The following is a 15072-nucleotide window of genomic DNA, read 5'->3' on the forward strand; positions in this document are numbered from 1 at the left end:
TGAATCGGCCCACGCACGAAGAAAATGCGTTAGCATTTTCGAGGAGTCTTCGTGCCTTCCGCTCCAATCAACTTTGTTTAAAAATCATCATTGTTCTTTAACATAGCTTACAAAAAAAGCCAATCGAAAAAAATCGATTAGCTGCTTGTTGAGGTAAGGAATTTATCAATTTCTGCTATATTTTGATCCAAATTAATACTTAGGACCTCTCCTACATTGTCAAATCGTTCGTTTGTGAAGGAACCATCAACTGGAACCCGCAGAGTTTTTAAATTTGAGGAGCGATTCGTAATTAAATCCTTCCCCAAAGAAAATAACGTTGATGAATCCAGATTGGTTTCAATATATGGATTGATTACACCTAATAGTTTCGGAATCTTGATAACACTTCCCATACTTAATGCCTGATCCTCCAGTTTAGTTAGGACCTCCTGTTGCCGCTCGACACGGCCAAAATCACTTAGATTGTCATGTCTAAACCGGACATAGCCTAATAACTTGTCCCCGTGCAGCGTTTGCTTTCCAGGGTTTAACGTCATCCCAATTCCGGAGGACATTTGATGCGGAACATCTACTTCAATCCCATCTGGTGCAAGGACATCCACCACTTTGGAAAAACCTTTAAAATCTACCATTGCATAATAGTTCACATCAATATGGAAATTTTCTTCAATGGTTTGTCTTAAAAGCTCCGGACCACCAAAGGCATAAGCCGCATTTATCTTTTGCATTCCGTGACCGGGTATATCAACGTATGTATCTCTCATAATGGAAATCAATTTCGCTTGATGAGAATTTTGATCATAATGGGCGATCATAATGGAATCTGTTCGTGAATGCTTTTCACCACGTGAGTCGCTGCCTAAAAGAAGAACATTGAGTTTCCCAAACTTTACTTCTTTCCCTTTGAATGTATCAGTTTGTTTTTTATTACCTAAGTAACTTCCTGCCTCTGCAATCGAAAGTCCTCGCTTATATTGATAAATTGAATAAGCCGTTGTAAATATTATCATCAATATAAAAAGCATCCCAAATACTCTTTTCCATCTAACTTTCCTTCTTCTACGTACTTTTTCCATCTCGTACCTCCGGTTGTCTATACCAAGTTCACAAATTCAATACCCTTAATATTTTAAGTGATTCATAGGAATAATTAAATTACAAAATGGTAAATAAATGATTACGTTTTAAATACTGGCCAAAAAACGGGAGGGAAATTCTGAATTTAATTTAATCATATGTCGTGCGGACATGCATAAAATGGGTTATGAAGATGTAATTGGTAAAGGAGCCGGGAGCATGAAATCTTTCACTCAAACCACGTCATTGTTAGCCCTGTTATTCTTGTTAGTTTTTGCCGCCTATCTGGATTCGCCCTTTTCGTTTATCAATAAAAATTACTCCTACACAGCAACGGCGAGTAAACAAAAAATAGCAAAGCCTGTAACGGCCGCCCCTTCTGATGAGGGCCCTGATCTAGTAGAAAAACTTGAAAAAGTTGAAAAAGTGGATGGATATTTCGTGGAGACCTATCAGGAATATGAAGTGTACAAGGATGAAGATGGAAAAGTCAAAAAAGAGATACCCACTGACCATACCGAAACATTAAAATATTGGGATTATAGTCAAAATTATGGTGAATGAGGGGTAGATCCTCTATAGAAAAGGCTGCCGACCCGGTAGCCTTTTATTATTGTTTCACTAGTTCTTTCATATTAAACAAATTCCTATTGATTCTATTTTATAAGAGGATGAATGGATTTTTTAAAATTGTCTAAAATGGTAGATGAGGAGGTAGAAGAAAAATGAATACAATGGCTTTAATCGTAAAATTTGTTACTTGTCTGGTTGCTTATGCGGTAGCATTAGATCTTTTTTTTAATGCGACTTGGGTGGATATTGTTTGGTTCAGTGTGTTAATGACAATTGTTTCTTATCTTGGGGATAGGATGTTACTTTCTCGAATCGGAAATAAGAATGCCCTTATTGGAGATTTTATCCTATCCTATATGGTGGTTTGGATTTTTGGAAGTGTACTTCTTGACAATTATATGCAGATAGCTTGGGGAAGTATTATTTCAGCAATCATAATAACAATTGGGGAGTTTTTCGTTCACCGAATGTTGCATAGTCCAAGGCAGGAAAGCAGCCTCAAAAAGAATGCGGTACCTGACCGGCTAGCATACGGTATGGAAATGTCCGAGGAGCAAGAACCATTAAAGAAAAAGTGAAGCCTACTTAAATTTTAAAAACAGAATGATTTTAGAGAAGGTCTTCCCATTTGGGGAGACCTTTTTTTAGGTTTAATATGGAAAATAACTGGGGTTTAAAATAACAATTTACATGAAAGGAAATATCTTGATTCCAAATATGAACTTTCTGTGACAAATATGTGAAACATAAAAAATTCTCTACTCAAATGAAATTAAATTTGGTATATTTGTATAGCTTTTTAACATAATCCTCGTGAATAAATAAAAAACAAATCGAATGAAAGGGGTACTTACATTGAGTAAATGGAACCAATTTGCTAAATATTCTATTTTAGCATTCTTGGGTATGGTACTTTTGGCTGGGTGTGATAAAAGTAAATTTATTGTTCTAAACCCAAAAGGTCCGGTTGCCCAACAAGAACTAGATTTAATTATCATTTCGGTTATTTTATGTGCAGTTGTTATTATTCCTGTTTTAGGTATTTTTGTTTATATTGCGGTTAAGTATCGAGACCGTCCGGACAACAAAGCACCATATCAACCAGAATGGGCAGACAGTAAAATTTTAGAGATCGTATGGTGGGGAATTCCGGTTATCATCGTTGCGATTCTTGGTGTTTTTACTGCGAAAACAACAATTAATTTAACAAAACCCCCTGTGAAAGATGTAAAACCATTGGTTGTACAAGTAACTTCACTGGATTGGAAGTGGATGTTTACTTATCCAGATAAAAAAATTGCCACCGTAAATTACGCTGAGATTCCTGCTGGTGTTCCGGTACAATTTGTTTTAACTTCTGATGCACCGATGAACTCGTTCTGGATTCCTCAATTAGGCGGTCAAGAATATACGATGCCGGGAATGTCAATGGGCTTATGGCTGCAGGCGAATAAAGTTGGAGAATACTTTGGTTCCGGTGCAAACTTTACCGGTAAGGGCTTTGCACATATGCAATTTAGAGTGAAATCAGTAAGTCAAGCTAATTTTGATAAATGGGCAGAAAGTATTAAGAAAAGTTCTCCTGTCTTAACAAAAGCTGGTTATGAAAAATTGTCCAAGCCAAGTACCGAAAAAGAGTTAAGCTTTTCATCATATCCTAATGGATTATTCCAAGACATTGTGAACAAAAATGGTGGTATTTACTATAATCATAAAAATCACATGAACATGAGCGATAGTGCTGAAATGAAGTCAATGCCTGGAATGGATATGGGAAAATAAACAAACAGGAGGAAATTATCAATGGATAACTCGCATTTTTTTGTCACCGGCGATCCTATGATTTATGGTGCCGATGTTTCGATTGTTCTAGCCATGATTGGGATTGTATTTTCTCTCACATACTTCAAAAAATGGGGATGGCTATGGAGAGATTGGATTACAACCGTTGACCATAAAAAAATTGGTATTATGTATCTCCTTTCCGCTTTACTTATGCTTTTCCGCGGTGGGGTCGATGCGATTTTAATGCGTATTCAACTTGCGTTTCCTGATATGCATTTCTTACAATCTGAACACTATAATGAAATTTTTACAACACATGGAACGATTATGATTTTATTTATGGCGATGCCATTTATGTTCGGATTATTTAACATGGTTGTTCCATTGCAAATTGGTGCGCGCGATGTTGCGTATCCAATGTTGAATGCTGTGAGCTTCTGGTTATTCTTTATCGGAGCGATGCTCTTTAATATTTCCTTTGTAATCGGTGGTTCAGCGAGTGCCGGATGGCTATCCTACCCGCCTTTATCTGAAAACGATTTTAGCCCGGGTCCTGGTCAAAACTTCTGGATTTGGGGAATTCAAATTTCAGGTATAGGTAGTTTGGCAACAGGTATTAACTTTGTTGTAACGATCTTAAAAATGCGGACACCATCTATGCGCTTAAAAGATATGCCATTATTTTCATGGTCTGTATTAGCGTCATCAATTGCCATTTTAGGTGTATTCCCTATTTTAACTGTTACTTTAATCATGTTGACTGTTGACCGCTTACTTGGCGGACATTTCTTTACAATGACTGCCGGCGGTAATCCTATGTTATGGGTAAACTTGATCTGGATGTGGGGTCACCCAGAAGTATATATTGTTGTATTACCTGCCTTCGGTGTGTTCTCTGAGATTGTTGCTACATTCTCGAAAAAACGTATTTTTGGTTATGGTTCAATGGTATTTTCTATGATTGCTATTTCGATAGTTTCTTATTACACTTGGGTGCACCATTTCTTTACAATGGGTGCCGGTGCGGACGTAAATATTGTTTTTGCGATATGTACGATGATTATCGCAATCCCGACTGGTGTTAAGATCTTTAACTGGCTGTTTACTATGTACCGCGGCCGTGTACGCTTATCACAGCCTATGCTTTGGTTTTATGCATTCGTACCATGTTTCCTTGTTGGTGGTGCAACAGGTGTTATGCTTGCTGCCGCGCCGGCAGACTATCAATACCATAACAGTTACTTCCTGATCGCCCACTTCCACCAAGTATTAATCGGTGGTGTAGTATTCGGTTACCTTGCAGGTCTTTATTATTGGTGGCCAAAACTATTCGGCTTCAAGTTAAACGAACGTTTAGGAAAATGGGGATTCTGGTTGTGGCAAATTGGTTTCTATGTTTGCTTTATGCCACAGTACGCTCTTGGTTTCATGGGTATGACTCGTCGTATTTATACGTATAACCAATCAGCAGGTTGGGACATGGGTTGGGCACCGCTTAACTTAATCTCAACGGTCGGTGCATTCTTTATGGGTATCGGTTTCGTCTTCCAAGTTTGGCAAATTCTTTATAGCATTAAACACGGTGAACGCGATGTAACTGGTGATGCTTGGGATGGCCGTACATTAGAATGGTCAATTCCATCCCCTCCTCCAGTTTATAACTTTGCGATCTTACCAAAAGCAAATGGCAAAGATGCTTGGTGGTATCAAAAAGAAGAAATGAAAAAAGAAGGATATAAACCTGAACCGGTAAAATATGAACCGATTCATATGCCAAAAAATACAGGTATTCCTTTCATTATGTCATGCTTCTTCTTTATTGCCGGTTTTGGATTTACGTTTGATTGGATTTGGATGGGAGTCATCGGATTAATTGGTGTTGCCATAACATTATTTACTCGTTCATTCCAATATGACACGGATTATTATATTCCTGTAGAAGAAATCGAACGAACTGAGAAAGCATTAAGAAAAAACATTTCAGTTCAGCGAACTGCAAACTAGGAGGTTAAAAACATGCAACATAGCGCTTCAGCTCATGTTTCTGACCATGATCATGGTCATGTTGACCAAGAAGGATTAAAGGTTTTAGGATTCTGGATATTCCTTGTAACTGACTGTCTATTATTTGCAACCTTCTTTGCAGCGTATGCGGTCCTGCACACTCATACAAACGGAGGGTTCACAGCAAAAGAATTCGATGTACCAGGTTTTATCATTGAGACTTTCATTCTTTTAATTAGTTCATTTACAAGTGGTTTGGCAGTACTCGCCATGCATAAAGGCAATAAAAAAGGTCTTATTAAATGGTTAATTGTAACAATTGCTCTTGGTGCTGTATTCGTAGGTCTTGAAATCAACGAATTTGTAAATATGGTTCATGAAGGTGCAACACTTCAAAGCAGCGCCTTCCTTACTTCCTTCTTTTGTTTAGTTGGTACACACGGCGTTCACGTTTCTTTCGGTATCCTTTGGATCATTGGAATTATTGTTCAAATCAAGAAAAAAGGAATTACTGAAGTTACAAAACGAAAAGTTTCCATTGTCAGTCTTTATTGGCACTTCTTAGATGCTGTATGGATCTTTATCTTTACTGTCGTTTATTTAATGGGGGTGATGTAACATGTCAGCACATGGACACGAACACGAACACACTGGTTCCATCAAAGCATATGTGACAGGTTTCATTCTTTCGATAATATTGACTATCATCCCTCTTGTTCTTGTTTTAAATCATATGATGGCAAAATCAGCGCTTATGTTCAGCATATTGCTGGCGGCTGTTTTACAGTTTGTCCTTCAATTATTCTTCTTCATGCATATTCGTGATGGTGAAGGACCGAAGTACAATGTGATGGCATTAATCCTTGGGATTATTTTCGTTGCAACAATTGTTGCCGGATCGGTTTGGATTATGTCATTCAACTCTCAAGTTCATTAATGTTACTAAGTGCCCAGCGATTTTAGAGACCGCTGGGCACTATATCTTAATGGTCAGAAAAGAAATGGTTTCTTACATAGGAGGTGCTCTAAGATGAAATACTTTTGGCTTTCTATCATTGCAGCGGCAACACTGTTTCTAGTAAATATTATTGGATTTATTGACACGATGACAAATTCCGCAATGGGATGCGGGAGCGGATACCCTTTGTGTAATGGTAAATTATATCCTGATTTTTCTGATTATCACTCCGTCATTGAATACACCCATCGTATCGTTGTGGGGCTTGCGAGCCTGTTATTATTTGTTGTTTCAGCAATGGCTTGGATTCGCTATAAATCACGAAAAGTGAAAATGCTGGTATTCTTTGCGATTTTAGGTATCCTTGGGGAATCGACCCTTGGTGCCTTAACAGTAATGATTTCACTCTCTCCTCTTTTGCTGGCAGCGCATTTGGGAATTGCACTTATATCATTTTCAGCATTAATCAATATTGCCTATGTGATTTATTTGGAGGAAAAGAAAAATCCTTCCTTGAAAAAGATGCCCGCGTCATTTTCCGTTTTTTCTTGGTTTACTTTTATCTTTCTTTATGCAGCTATTTATTTCGGGGGTTATGTTGCCAAAACAGGTTCGGGTAAAGCCTTCCGTGGTTTTCCGATTCCGACCGAACGCTACGGGGATGTTGGAAATGCTTTTTGGGTTGATATCATTCATCGTTCATTTGCCCTTGGTCTAATCATTCTCTTTTTCGAGCTAATTCACCTTTCAAAAAAATACCGTCAAGATCGTCCGGACATTTATCGCTTCAGTCAAATTAATTTTTTATTCATTCTTTTGCAAGGATTAAGTGGTGCCCTTTTAATCTATACCCATTTAAGTTTGGGAGCAGTCCTCCTACATGTTTCCATTCTATCTCTATTAGTTGGAATCCAAAGTATCATCTGCTTTCAAAATGGCTAGGCAAAAATCCTAAATGAATCGTTTAGGATTTTTTTTATTTCTCTTTTTCTTACCCATTGGCTCTGTTAAACTTGGTTGTTGATTTCCGCTCCAGGCACAAGCGGTTCGTGGGCGGTTCGTGGGCGGTTCGTGGGCGGTTCGGCGAGCCTCCTCTGTCCCGTACTCCCACAGGAGTCTTCGTGCCCTCCGCTCCAATCAACGCTGTTCAAAATCTATATCGTCCTTTAATAAAGTCTATCTATTTTAAAAATCAAGTAATTTGCACTATTAAAATTTTTTTTAAAAAAAGTTTGACAAATTTGTGACAATTGATAGAATATTCAGTAAGGGAGTGATGATCATGGAGTATAAATATTTAAAAATTTTTAAAGCATCCATGTTTGGAATCGGTACTGGTGTACTCATTTTTATTTCTAGCTTTTTTGTAAGCGCTGCCAATGGAGGATACTTTTATACTGCAACAGGTGTTGGTGTCGTCATTGCTTCTATTATTACCTTATTATTTGGTATGTGTCTAAGCTTAATGGATGAAGTAACAGAAGCGGAGATTCGAAATAAAGAAACAAAACTATATTTTGTTCCAAAAAGAACATTTCATTAAAAAATAAAAAAATCAGGCGTAATTTTTGAATAAAATTGCGCCTGATTTTGTTTGAAAAGGAAAAGGTTCACATTTTCTACGATAGGACATAATTACTAATTTCGACCGAAATTTATCATCCCTGTAATTTTTCAACCTCACCCATTTTCTTCTTTACCGGCCAAAACGCCCATTTTCCTAAAATCGATGTGATGGCAGGAACCAAAAACGGTCTGATCATAAATGTATCCAAAAGTACACCGATGGCTGTAATCGTTCCAAAATGGACAAGTATTTGAATCGGAAGTGTCGTTAAGATGGCAAATGTGCCTGCTAAAATTAAACCAGCTGAGGTAATGATTCCCCCCGTTTCAGCTACCCCTTCGCGAACTGCATTTACAAGGGACATTTCATTACTTTTTCTCCAAATGCTTGAAATCATAAAAATATTATAGTCCTCTCCAAGTGCAACAATAAATACGAAAGCATATAAAGGGATAAATCCTTGGATCTCATTCACGTTGAACCCATAGTGCAAGATAATCCATCCTAGCCCTAATGCACTATAATAAGATAAGAGCACCGTTCCGATTAGGTAGATAGTGGCGATAATGGAACGAAGATAGAACAATAGTAAAACGGCGATCATTACAAGGACAATCGGAATAATCAAGGAGGAATCGGCTTTCGTAGTCTCTTTTGTATCATATTGTTCGGCTGTTTGCCCGCTTATATAAACCTTGCTATTCGCACCACTACTTTTTAAAATTTCCTTTAGGTCCTTTTTAAGTTTAGGGATGGATTCCATTGCCTTGTTGGAATAAGGATTATCTTTTAATTCCACATCATACTTGACCAAGCTTGGATCCTTTTCACTTCGCTCGGCATTCGACACCTTCGCAATATACGGTAATCCTTCCAATTTTGCTTTCACGGTGCTTTCATCTTCAATTCCTTTTACGATGACAGTAGCTGGTGCCAACTCACCAGCACTAAAGTGTTCAGAAAGGATTTCAAAGCCCTCACGAGACGGCATATTTTTTGGAAACGATGAAAGTGTGTCATACGTATATTCAATTTTTAATGAATAAATGGCCAAAATTCCCAAAATCGTAAACGTCGTAATAAACACTTTCCAAGGGTTTTGGCTAACCATTCTACCGATGATATTTCCTAACCGTTTTTCTTTATTGCGATTCCGATATACCTTCCCTTTTTTCTCTGCCAATTTTTTATCCATTTCTTCGGTACGAGGGATAAATGGGAAAAAGGAAGCTCTTCCTAATATACTTAGAAACGCAGGAATAAGCGTTAAACTCGCACACATCATGATAAGAATCGCCAAACTGAACGGAATCGCAAAACGGTGGATGGATCCGTAGTTCGCCACTAATAAAACAAGAAGAGAGATCACAACAGTCAGTCCGCTCATTATAATCGCACCAGATGATCTCGTAAACGCATTTTTAATGGAACGAAATTTGCTCTCCTCTTTATTTAAACTATTTCGAAATTGGGCAATTAGGAATAAACAATAATCGGTCCCAGCCCCAAATAGTAATACAGTCATAATCGAGATAGCTTGAGAATCAAAGTCGATTACTCCTTCCCTCCCTAACAATCCAAGAATCGGGCTGATCACCATATAGGCCATCCCAACCCCAATTAATGGTATGAGGGCTAATATCGGCGAACGATAAATGACCAGAAGGAAAATCAGAACAAGTAAAACGGTACCAAAAAGTAAGGAGAGATCCCCTTGGCTGAATAGGTCAGTGGCATCTACCGATATTCCTGCAGGTCCTGTAACCCTAACGAGTAAAGAGTTTGCATCATTGATTTTTTTCGTAAATGGATTGGATGAGAAAATAGGTTTTGAAATTTGTTTCAATTTATCCAATCGTTTTTGTATCTCTGCAGTCTCAAGGTCTTGATCAAATACTACCGGTAAAACGAAGGTTGTTCCATCCTTGGATACTTGTTGTTTTAATACAGGAAGCGGCATTTTATAAAACGGGGGCACCTCCGCCCCTTCAATCGGGTTATCAACAACAAGTTTCTTTGTTAGTGTTTGTATGGATGCTAGATCTTCATCCGATAACTGATTCTTTTTATACCAAGTCATCAGTGCAGGGGTTCCCGTCTTATTACCAAAATTCTTTTCTATGATTTCCTTTGCTTTTTGAGAGTCAACTTTCTCTAAAAAGAGATCCGCTCTTTCATTCTTTTGTGAATTTGCTTGGGGTAAAGTGATATTTAATAGAATTATGACGAATACCCAAATAAGGATGGTAATCCATCGACCTTTTTTCCCGCTAACTAGCTCACCCCAACGCATTAACCAATTTTTCTTCACAATTCTCGTCTCCCTTCATTACCTTATCAGTTGATAAGTGGGTAGCAAAAAAAGAGAAGGCCTACTAGCCTAACTCCCTATCCCATCTAAAATAATACTTACAATTAATTTAGCTTTTCTCTCAGCCTGTACTTTTCTCTCTTTATCATCCAAGGTTTTAAGGCCTGAAAATTGTAATAAGGACTTAAGGATATCTAAAATGAAGTAGGACATTTCTATTGGATTGCTCTCAAGCTTTGATAGTTCCTTTATATGTTTTTCATTTTCTGCTTCCACGATGATCTTAACAATGGGATTGAAATAACTTTCTAACCACCAATTACGAATTAGTAGTTGTGTCTCCTCGTTCATTTCGTGTTTTAGGTCGTGAAACATTTGTGATAAATCCTCTTGGTGATTCATGAGCATGTAATAGGCAATCTGATGCACTCGTTCTCTAAATGACGTATATTGCTTTTTTATTTTCTCCATATGGAATTTCGTGCGGCTCATTATTGCTCTAACCACTTCGATATAAATTTCTTGCTTATTTCGAAAATGATGATATAAAGCTGGCTGGGTAATACCGCAAGATTGGGCAATTTGTCTAGTGGAGACGGAACGATAGCCATAGGTCATAAATAATTTTTGGGATATGTTAATTATATTCTGTTTCGTTTCAATTGCAGAAATCTCAGATTGCTTATTTGGTGTAATTGCCATTGATTGTTTCAGCCCTTCTTACTTATCAACTGATCAGTTATATCATATTATAAATTGATTTAAATAAATAGTACAGTAAAGTTCGCTTTGAAATAGAAAAATACGAATAACCCAGGTTTAATAAGGAACCTGAGTCTTTTCTAATCTTTCTAAAATTTTTCTTTTCCGATAAAGCATCATCCCTGCCTCTGAGAGATCGCTAATCATGGACCGGTTAGTGAAAGCGCCGAAAATCATCCCGGCTACCGGTACCATTTGAAATAATTTTTTCCACCCAAAGTTGTCCCGGTATGTATAGACAACCTCTCTCCAGCCTTGTAATTGGGACATCATCTCATCTGATTTATTATCTCTTTGATAAAAGTTTGCCAGTTCATTTAAAATCGCACGTTTCCCCACAACATCGGCTGATGAAAATTGCAGACATTTAATCATAAAAATTCGTTCATTTTTATCGTTTGGGTCATAGCCGTGGAGAATCGCAATTTCTTGTAAAGTTTTTAAGGAAATAGCCAATATAGCCGGTATATCAATGGCCAAGGTGAATATTCCCCCTATTCCTGTGCTTGCTCCTTGGAGTGTGGCAAAATTCTTTCTTCGCCCGCTAAGTTCATGGCTAATTTTATCCATTGTTTTTAATGGCAAATCTTTAATATCTGAAACCTTTTCAATGGGTTGATTTGTTTCTTTTTGAACCATGTTGAATAAACTTTTTTCATTAATTAAATATTTTCCACCGGTTTGGATGTAAGCCCCAATTTCCTCAAGCAATAAACCGATCTTATTGTGAATGAATTGGGGTGTAATTTTATCTAACAGCTTAAATGGCAGACGCCCAATCCGTTCCCAAAACCATAGACCGCTCTGGTCTTTTTCCCATTTTTCAATGATGGATAGTTCTTTCAGTAATTCCTCTTTTGACTCCATTACTTTAACCACCTATTTTCATTTAAAAATCATCTTGCTCTATTTTTCCCATGAGTAATTTTTATTACATACGGAAAAAATTGAAAATGGTTTCAAATGGGGATGTTGGTAAGCAAAAAAGGCCTCTTTTTGAGACCTTTGCTGATTTATTTTGTGACAATAATCGGACCGTCTTTGGTAATAATCAGGGTGTGTTCATATTGGGCAACGCGGCTTTGTTCGGTTATATAGGTCCAGCCGTCACCCTTTTCGAGCACTTCCTCTTCATGTGTAGAGATAAATGGTTCAAATGCAATAACCATTCCTTCACGTAACAAGCCACTCTCTGACGGTTCATAATAATTAAAAATATATTCAGGCTTCTCATGGATGGTCCGTCCAATTCCATGGCCCGTAAGGTTTTTGATCACGGTGAATCCTTGTTTTCTAGCCGTCTGATAAACTACTTTCCCCATACCATTTATTTTTGAACCCGGCTTTGCTTTCTTAAGACCGGCTTCAAAAGCTTCTTGTGCCACTTCGCAGATTCTCTTTAACACAGGATCTCCTTCTCCCACGACAATCGAGATGCCGGTATCGGCGAAATATCCATTTTTGGAACCTGAAACATCAATATTGACGAGATCCCCCTCTTGAATCACTCGATTTCCCGGTATACCATGGGCTACTTCTTCATTCACACTAATACAAGTATAGCCAGGAAAATCATATTCTCCTTTTGGTGCAGAAACGGCTCCTTCTTTTTCAAAAAGCCCACCTGCAATTTCGTCTAACTCTTTTGTCGTGATACCTGGTTTAGCTTTTTGGACTAATTCATCTCGAATAGCCGCACAAATTCGGCCGATTTCTTTTATGCCATTAATATCTTCTTCTGTTTTTACAATCATGGTAAATCCCCAATCTTAAAATTTTGTCATAAATTCTTTTATGTAATAAATTTTACCCGTAGTCTTTTAAAAATCCAAGTCCTAGCCTCTAATAGATCCTTTTAAAACGAAAAGACACTTCTTAATCGAGTAAGTGTCTTCCAAAATAGAAAGTCAATGTTTTAATAGTATGGATATCCACCATATGGATAATACGGGGCTGTATAGGGCGCTGGATATGGAACAGCTGCCGGGTAAGGATAGCCGCCTTAGCCAATCCCAGGAGATAGTAGTGCACCGGCTGTTAGACCTCCTAATAGTCCTCCGACAAACGGTGCTCCGTAACCCCCAAAGCCACCATAACCACCATGATGCCCTCCGTGTGTTCTAAGATTCATTATGTCCATCCTCTCCCTGCTAGGTATAAGCCTTACTTTCTTTAATATATATGGGATAGATGTCCATGGAATGGGCGGGCTTTCCTTAAATTATTGGCGGCAATTAAAAGCAGCCCAGTTTAGCTAAAAAGGGCTGCTTGACCAATTATTCACCTAAGTCAACGTTGTGGTACACTTGCCTAACATCTTCTAAATCTTCAAGTGCATCAATCATCTTTTCAAATTTTGCTTGTCCATCTTCAGGAAGGGTAATTTCATTTTGTGCAAGCATGGTTAATTCAGCAACAGTAAATTCCGTAATGCCGGCATTTTTGAAGGCTTGTTGAACAGCATGGAATTGGTCAGGCTCAGCATAAACAATTACCTGTTCCTCTTCTTCAATAATGTCACGAACATCTACGTCAGCTTCCATCATGATTTCAAGGACTTCTTCCTCTGTTTTCCCTTCAATACCAAAAACAGCTGTGGCATCAAACATATAGGCAACAGAACCACTTACTCCCATATTACCGCCGTTTTTTCCGAAAGCAGCACGCACGTCAGAAGCAGTACGGTTTACGTTATTTGTTAACGCATCAACAATTACCATAGAACCATTTGGTCCAAATCCTTCATATCGAAGCTCGTCATAGCTTTCCTCTGAACCACCCTTTGCTTTTTCAATCGCACGGTCAATAATATGTTTTGGTACACTATATGTTTTCGCGCGTTCGAGTACAACTTTTAATGCTGTATTGGATTCAGGATCTGGTTCGCCCTGTCTTGCAGCTACATAAATTTCACGGCCAAACTTCGCATAAATACGGCTTGTATTTGCATCTTTAGACGCTTTCTTTTCCTTAATATTATTCCACTTACGTCCCATCGTCTTCCAACTCTCTTTCAACATTGAATCAACTGAAATAATTCACTAAATAATATTATCGTAAAATGGGCAATTTGTTAAGTGTCTCTAGTATCCTCCCTCCAAAAATCAATAAAATGACTAAAAAATAGATAACTCTTATAGGGTTTATACCTTTTTCTTCACGTAATGAACGCGTTGTATAGCAAGCTTTTTAAAATGTGATTTAAATCACATCAAAATATAATGAAAATGATTATCATTTTTATTAAAGAGATTGAAATCTATTTTGGAGTGATAATAATGAATCAAGCAATGAAAACCATTGAGGGTTGGTATAGTTTACATGATTTCCGGAATATTGATTGGCCAAAATGGAAGGCTGCAACTGAAGCACAGCGCGAACAGGCATTAACTGAATTTAAAGCTCTTTTAAGTAAATGGGAATTGGTCGAGGAAAATAAACAAGGCAGCCATACTGTTTATACGGTTGCAGGACAAAAGGCCGATCTAATGTTTATGATACTACGTCCTACAATGAAAGAAATAATCGCAGTGAAGACAGAATTTAATAAAACATTGTTCTCAGATTACACCAAACCTGCTTATTCCTATGTTTCCGTTATCGAAAAAAGCAGTTACTCACAAATGGCAACAAATCCATTTGAAGATCCTGCTATAAGGGCAAAACTTTATCCTTCAATCCCAAAAACAGAATACATTTGCTTTTATCCAATGAGTAAACTTCGCGGCGAAAAAACGAACTGGTTTATGCTTCCTATGGAGGAACGGAAACGGTTAATGTTTGAACATATTGATACTGGAAAACCTTATTCGGAGCAGGTGAAACGTATTGTAACAGGTTCCGTTGGTCTTGATGACTATGAATGGGGCGTTTCCTTATTTTGTGATGATGCCCTACAATTTAAAAAATTAATCTATGAAACAAGATTTGATGAGGTCAGCGCTGTTTACGGGATTTTCGGATCCTTCTACATCGGTAATCTTTTAACACAAGATCAAATCAATCAATTCTTTCAAAAATAGAAAAAATACG

The 15072-nt window shown here is 37.7% G+C and carries 16 protein-coding genes; 9 read left to right on the forward strand and 7 right to left on the reverse strand.

Annotation, left to right across the window (positions count from 1 at the left end; all coding sequences use genetic code 11):
• Positions 1 to 137 precede the first annotated feature (137 nt).
• On the reverse strand, positions 138 to 1079 hold the full coding sequence (locus tag RCG21_RS18475) for an LCP family protein (RefSeq protein WP_308913576.1): 942 nt from the start codon (positions 1077 to 1079) through the stop codon (positions 138 to 140).
• A 220-nt stretch (positions 1080 to 1299) separates the two neighbouring features.
• Between RCG21_RS18475 and RCG21_RS18480 the strand changes: the two genes are divergently transcribed.
• The 8 genes from RCG21_RS18480 (at position 1300) to RCG21_RS18515 (ending at position 7943) form a co-directional block, all read left to right on the forward strand.
• On the forward strand, positions 1300 to 1644 hold the full coding sequence (locus tag RCG21_RS18480; RefSeq protein WP_133336865.1) for a hypothetical protein: 345 nt from the start codon (positions 1300 to 1302) through the stop codon (positions 1642 to 1644).
• Positions 1645 to 1805: 161 nt separating this feature from the next.
• Positions 1806 to 2231 carry a YndM family protein gene (locus tag RCG21_RS18485; RefSeq protein ID WP_133336863.1) on the forward strand — a complete coding sequence of 142 codons (426 nt, stop codon included), beginning with the start codon at positions 1806 to 1808 and terminating at the stop codon, positions 2229 to 2231.
• 277 nt (positions 2232 to 2508) lie between these two features.
• Positions 2509 to 3435 (forward strand): cytochrome aa3 quinol oxidase subunit II, encoded by a 927-nt coding sequence (gene qoxA / locus RCG21_RS18490; protein ID WP_235824860.1) that lies wholly within the window; start codon positions 2509 to 2511, stop codon positions 3433 to 3435.
• Between the two features lie 21 nt (positions 3436 to 3456).
• Positions 3457 to 5442, forward strand: a complete 1986-nt coding sequence (locus RCG21_RS18495; RefSeq protein WP_133336861.1) for a cbb3-type cytochrome c oxidase subunit I — start codon at positions 3457 to 3459, stop codon at positions 5440 to 5442.
• A gap of 12 nt (positions 5443 to 5454) precedes the next feature.
• Positions 5455 to 6060 (forward strand): cytochrome o ubiquinol oxidase subunit III, encoded by a 606-nt coding sequence (gene cyoC / locus RCG21_RS18500; protein ID WP_133336859.1) that lies wholly within the window; start codon positions 5455 to 5457, stop codon positions 6058 to 6060.
• Position 6061: 1 nt separating this feature from the next.
• Positions 6062 to 6379, forward strand: coding sequence for a cytochrome o ubiquinol oxidase subunit IV (gene cyoD / locus RCG21_RS18505; RefSeq protein WP_133336857.1), 318 nt, complete (start codon positions 6062 to 6064; stop codon positions 6377 to 6379).
• Between the two features lie 93 nt (positions 6380 to 6472).
• On the forward strand, positions 6473 to 7342 hold the full coding sequence (locus RCG21_RS18510) for a COX15/CtaA family protein (protein ID WP_308913577.1): 870 nt from the start codon (positions 6473 to 6475) through the stop codon (positions 7340 to 7342).
• Between the two features lie 340 nt (positions 7343 to 7682).
• Positions 7683 to 7943, forward strand: coding sequence for a hypothetical protein (locus tag RCG21_RS18515; RefSeq protein WP_026576443.1), 261 nt, complete (start codon positions 7683 to 7685; stop codon positions 7941 to 7943).
• Between the two features lie 115 nt (positions 7944 to 8058).
• On the opposite strand, the gene RCG21_RS18520 is transcribed toward RCG21_RS18515, so the two are convergent.
• The 6 genes from RCG21_RS18520 to RCG21_RS18545 all read right to left on the reverse strand — a co-directional run bounded on the left by RCG21_RS18520 (position 8059) and on the right by RCG21_RS18545 (position 14036).
• Positions 8059 to 10278 carry an MMPL family transporter gene (locus RCG21_RS18520; RefSeq protein WP_372512711.1) on the reverse strand — a complete coding sequence of 740 codons (2220 nt, stop codon included), beginning with the start codon at positions 10276 to 10278 and terminating at the stop codon, positions 8059 to 8061.
• Between the two features lie 69 nt (positions 10279 to 10347).
• The gene (locus tag RCG21_RS18525) at positions 10348 to 10980 is read right to left on the reverse strand and encodes a TetR/AcrR family transcriptional regulator (protein ID WP_133336853.1); all 633 of its coding nucleotides are present in this window, start codon (positions 10978 to 10980) and stop codon (positions 10348 to 10350) included.
• Between the two features lie 117 nt (positions 10981 to 11097).
• Positions 11098 to 11907, reverse strand: coding sequence for an EcsC family protein (locus RCG21_RS18530; protein ID WP_308913578.1), 810 nt, complete (start codon positions 11905 to 11907; stop codon positions 11098 to 11100).
• A gap of 146 nt (positions 11908 to 12053) precedes the next feature.
• Positions 12054 to 12794: a type I methionyl aminopeptidase gene (gene map, locus RCG21_RS18535; protein WP_133336849.1), complete on the reverse strand. Its 741-nt coding sequence runs from the start codon at positions 12792 to 12794 to the stop codon at positions 12054 to 12056.
• A 248-nt stretch (positions 12795 to 13042) separates the two neighbouring features.
• Positions 13043 to 13171 (reverse strand): hypothetical protein, encoded by a 129-nt coding sequence (locus RCG21_RS18540; protein ID WP_308914320.1) that lies wholly within the window; start codon positions 13169 to 13171, stop codon positions 13043 to 13045.
• A gap of 145 nt (positions 13172 to 13316) precedes the next feature.
• Complete coding sequence (locus tag RCG21_RS18545; RefSeq protein ID WP_133336845.1) at positions 13317 to 14036, reverse strand: YebC/PmpR family DNA-binding transcriptional regulator; 720 nt, start codon at positions 14034 to 14036, stop codon at positions 13317 to 13319.
• Between the two features lie 282 nt (positions 14037 to 14318).
• Here RCG21_RS18545 and hemQ point away from each other — a divergent pair, with 282 nt between their 5' ends.
• Positions 14319 to 15062 carry a hydrogen peroxide-dependent heme synthase gene (hemQ, locus tag RCG21_RS18550; RefSeq protein WP_133336843.1) on the forward strand — a complete coding sequence of 248 codons (744 nt, stop codon included), beginning with the start codon at positions 14319 to 14321 and terminating at the stop codon, positions 15060 to 15062.
• Positions 15063 to 15072: the final 10 nt, after the last annotated feature.

The organism is Bacillus salipaludis, from assembly GCF_030938565.1.
Taxonomy (GTDB): domain Bacteria; phylum Bacillota; class Bacilli; order Bacillales; family Cytobacillaceae; genus Neobacillus; species Neobacillus salipaludis_A.

Excerpts from the sequence above, each read along its gene's own strand:
- hemQ (WP_133336843.1), top strand. The coding sequence starts at position 14,319 with ATGAATCAAGCAATGAAAACCATTGAGGGTTGGTATAGTTTACATGAT.
- RCG21_RS18515 (WP_026576443.1), top strand. The coding sequence starts at position 7,683 with ATGGAGTATAAATATTTAAAAATTTTTAAAGCATCCATGTTTGGAATC.
- RCG21_RS18540 (WP_308914320.1), bottom strand. The coding sequence starts at position 13,171 with ATGAATCTTAGAACACACGGAGGGCATCATGGTGGTTATGGTGGCTTT.
- RCG21_RS18545 (WP_133336845.1), bottom strand. The coding sequence starts at position 14,036 with ATGGGACGTAAGTGGAATAATATTAAGGAAAAGAAAGCGTCTAAAGAT.
- RCG21_RS18510 (WP_308913577.1), top strand. The coding sequence starts at position 6,473 with ATGAAATACTTTTGGCTTTCTATCATTGCAGCGGCAACACTGTTTCTA.
- cyoD (WP_133336857.1), top strand. The coding sequence starts at position 6,062 with ATGTCAGCACATGGACACGAACACGAACACACTGGTTCCATCAAAGCA.
- RCG21_RS18495 (WP_133336861.1), top strand. The coding sequence starts at position 3,457 with ATGGATAACTCGCATTTTTTTGTCACCGGCGATCCTATGATTTATGGT.
- RCG21_RS18485 (WP_133336863.1), top strand. The coding sequence starts at position 1,806 with ATGAATACAATGGCTTTAATCGTAAAATTTGTTACTTGTCTGGTTGCT.
- RCG21_RS18525 (WP_133336853.1), bottom strand. The coding sequence starts at position 10,980 with ATGGCAATTACACCAAATAAGCAATCTGAGATTTCTGCAATTGAAACG.
- RCG21_RS18475 (WP_308913576.1), bottom strand. The coding sequence starts at position 1,079 with ATGGAAAAAGTACGTAGAAGAAGGAAAGTTAGATGGAAAAGAGTATTT.
- map (WP_133336849.1), bottom strand. The coding sequence starts at position 12,794 with ATGATTGTAAAAACAGAAGAAGATATTAATGGCATAAAAGAAATCGGC.
- RCG21_RS18480 (WP_133336865.1), top strand. The coding sequence starts at position 1,300 with ATGAAATCTTTCACTCAAACCACGTCATTGTTAGCCCTGTTATTCTTG.
- cyoC (WP_133336859.1), top strand. The coding sequence starts at position 5,455 with ATGCAACATAGCGCTTCAGCTCATGTTTCTGACCATGATCATGGTCAT.
- RCG21_RS18530 (WP_308913578.1), bottom strand. The coding sequence starts at position 11,907 with ATGGAGTCAAAAGAGGAATTACTGAAAGAACTATCCATCATTGAAAAA.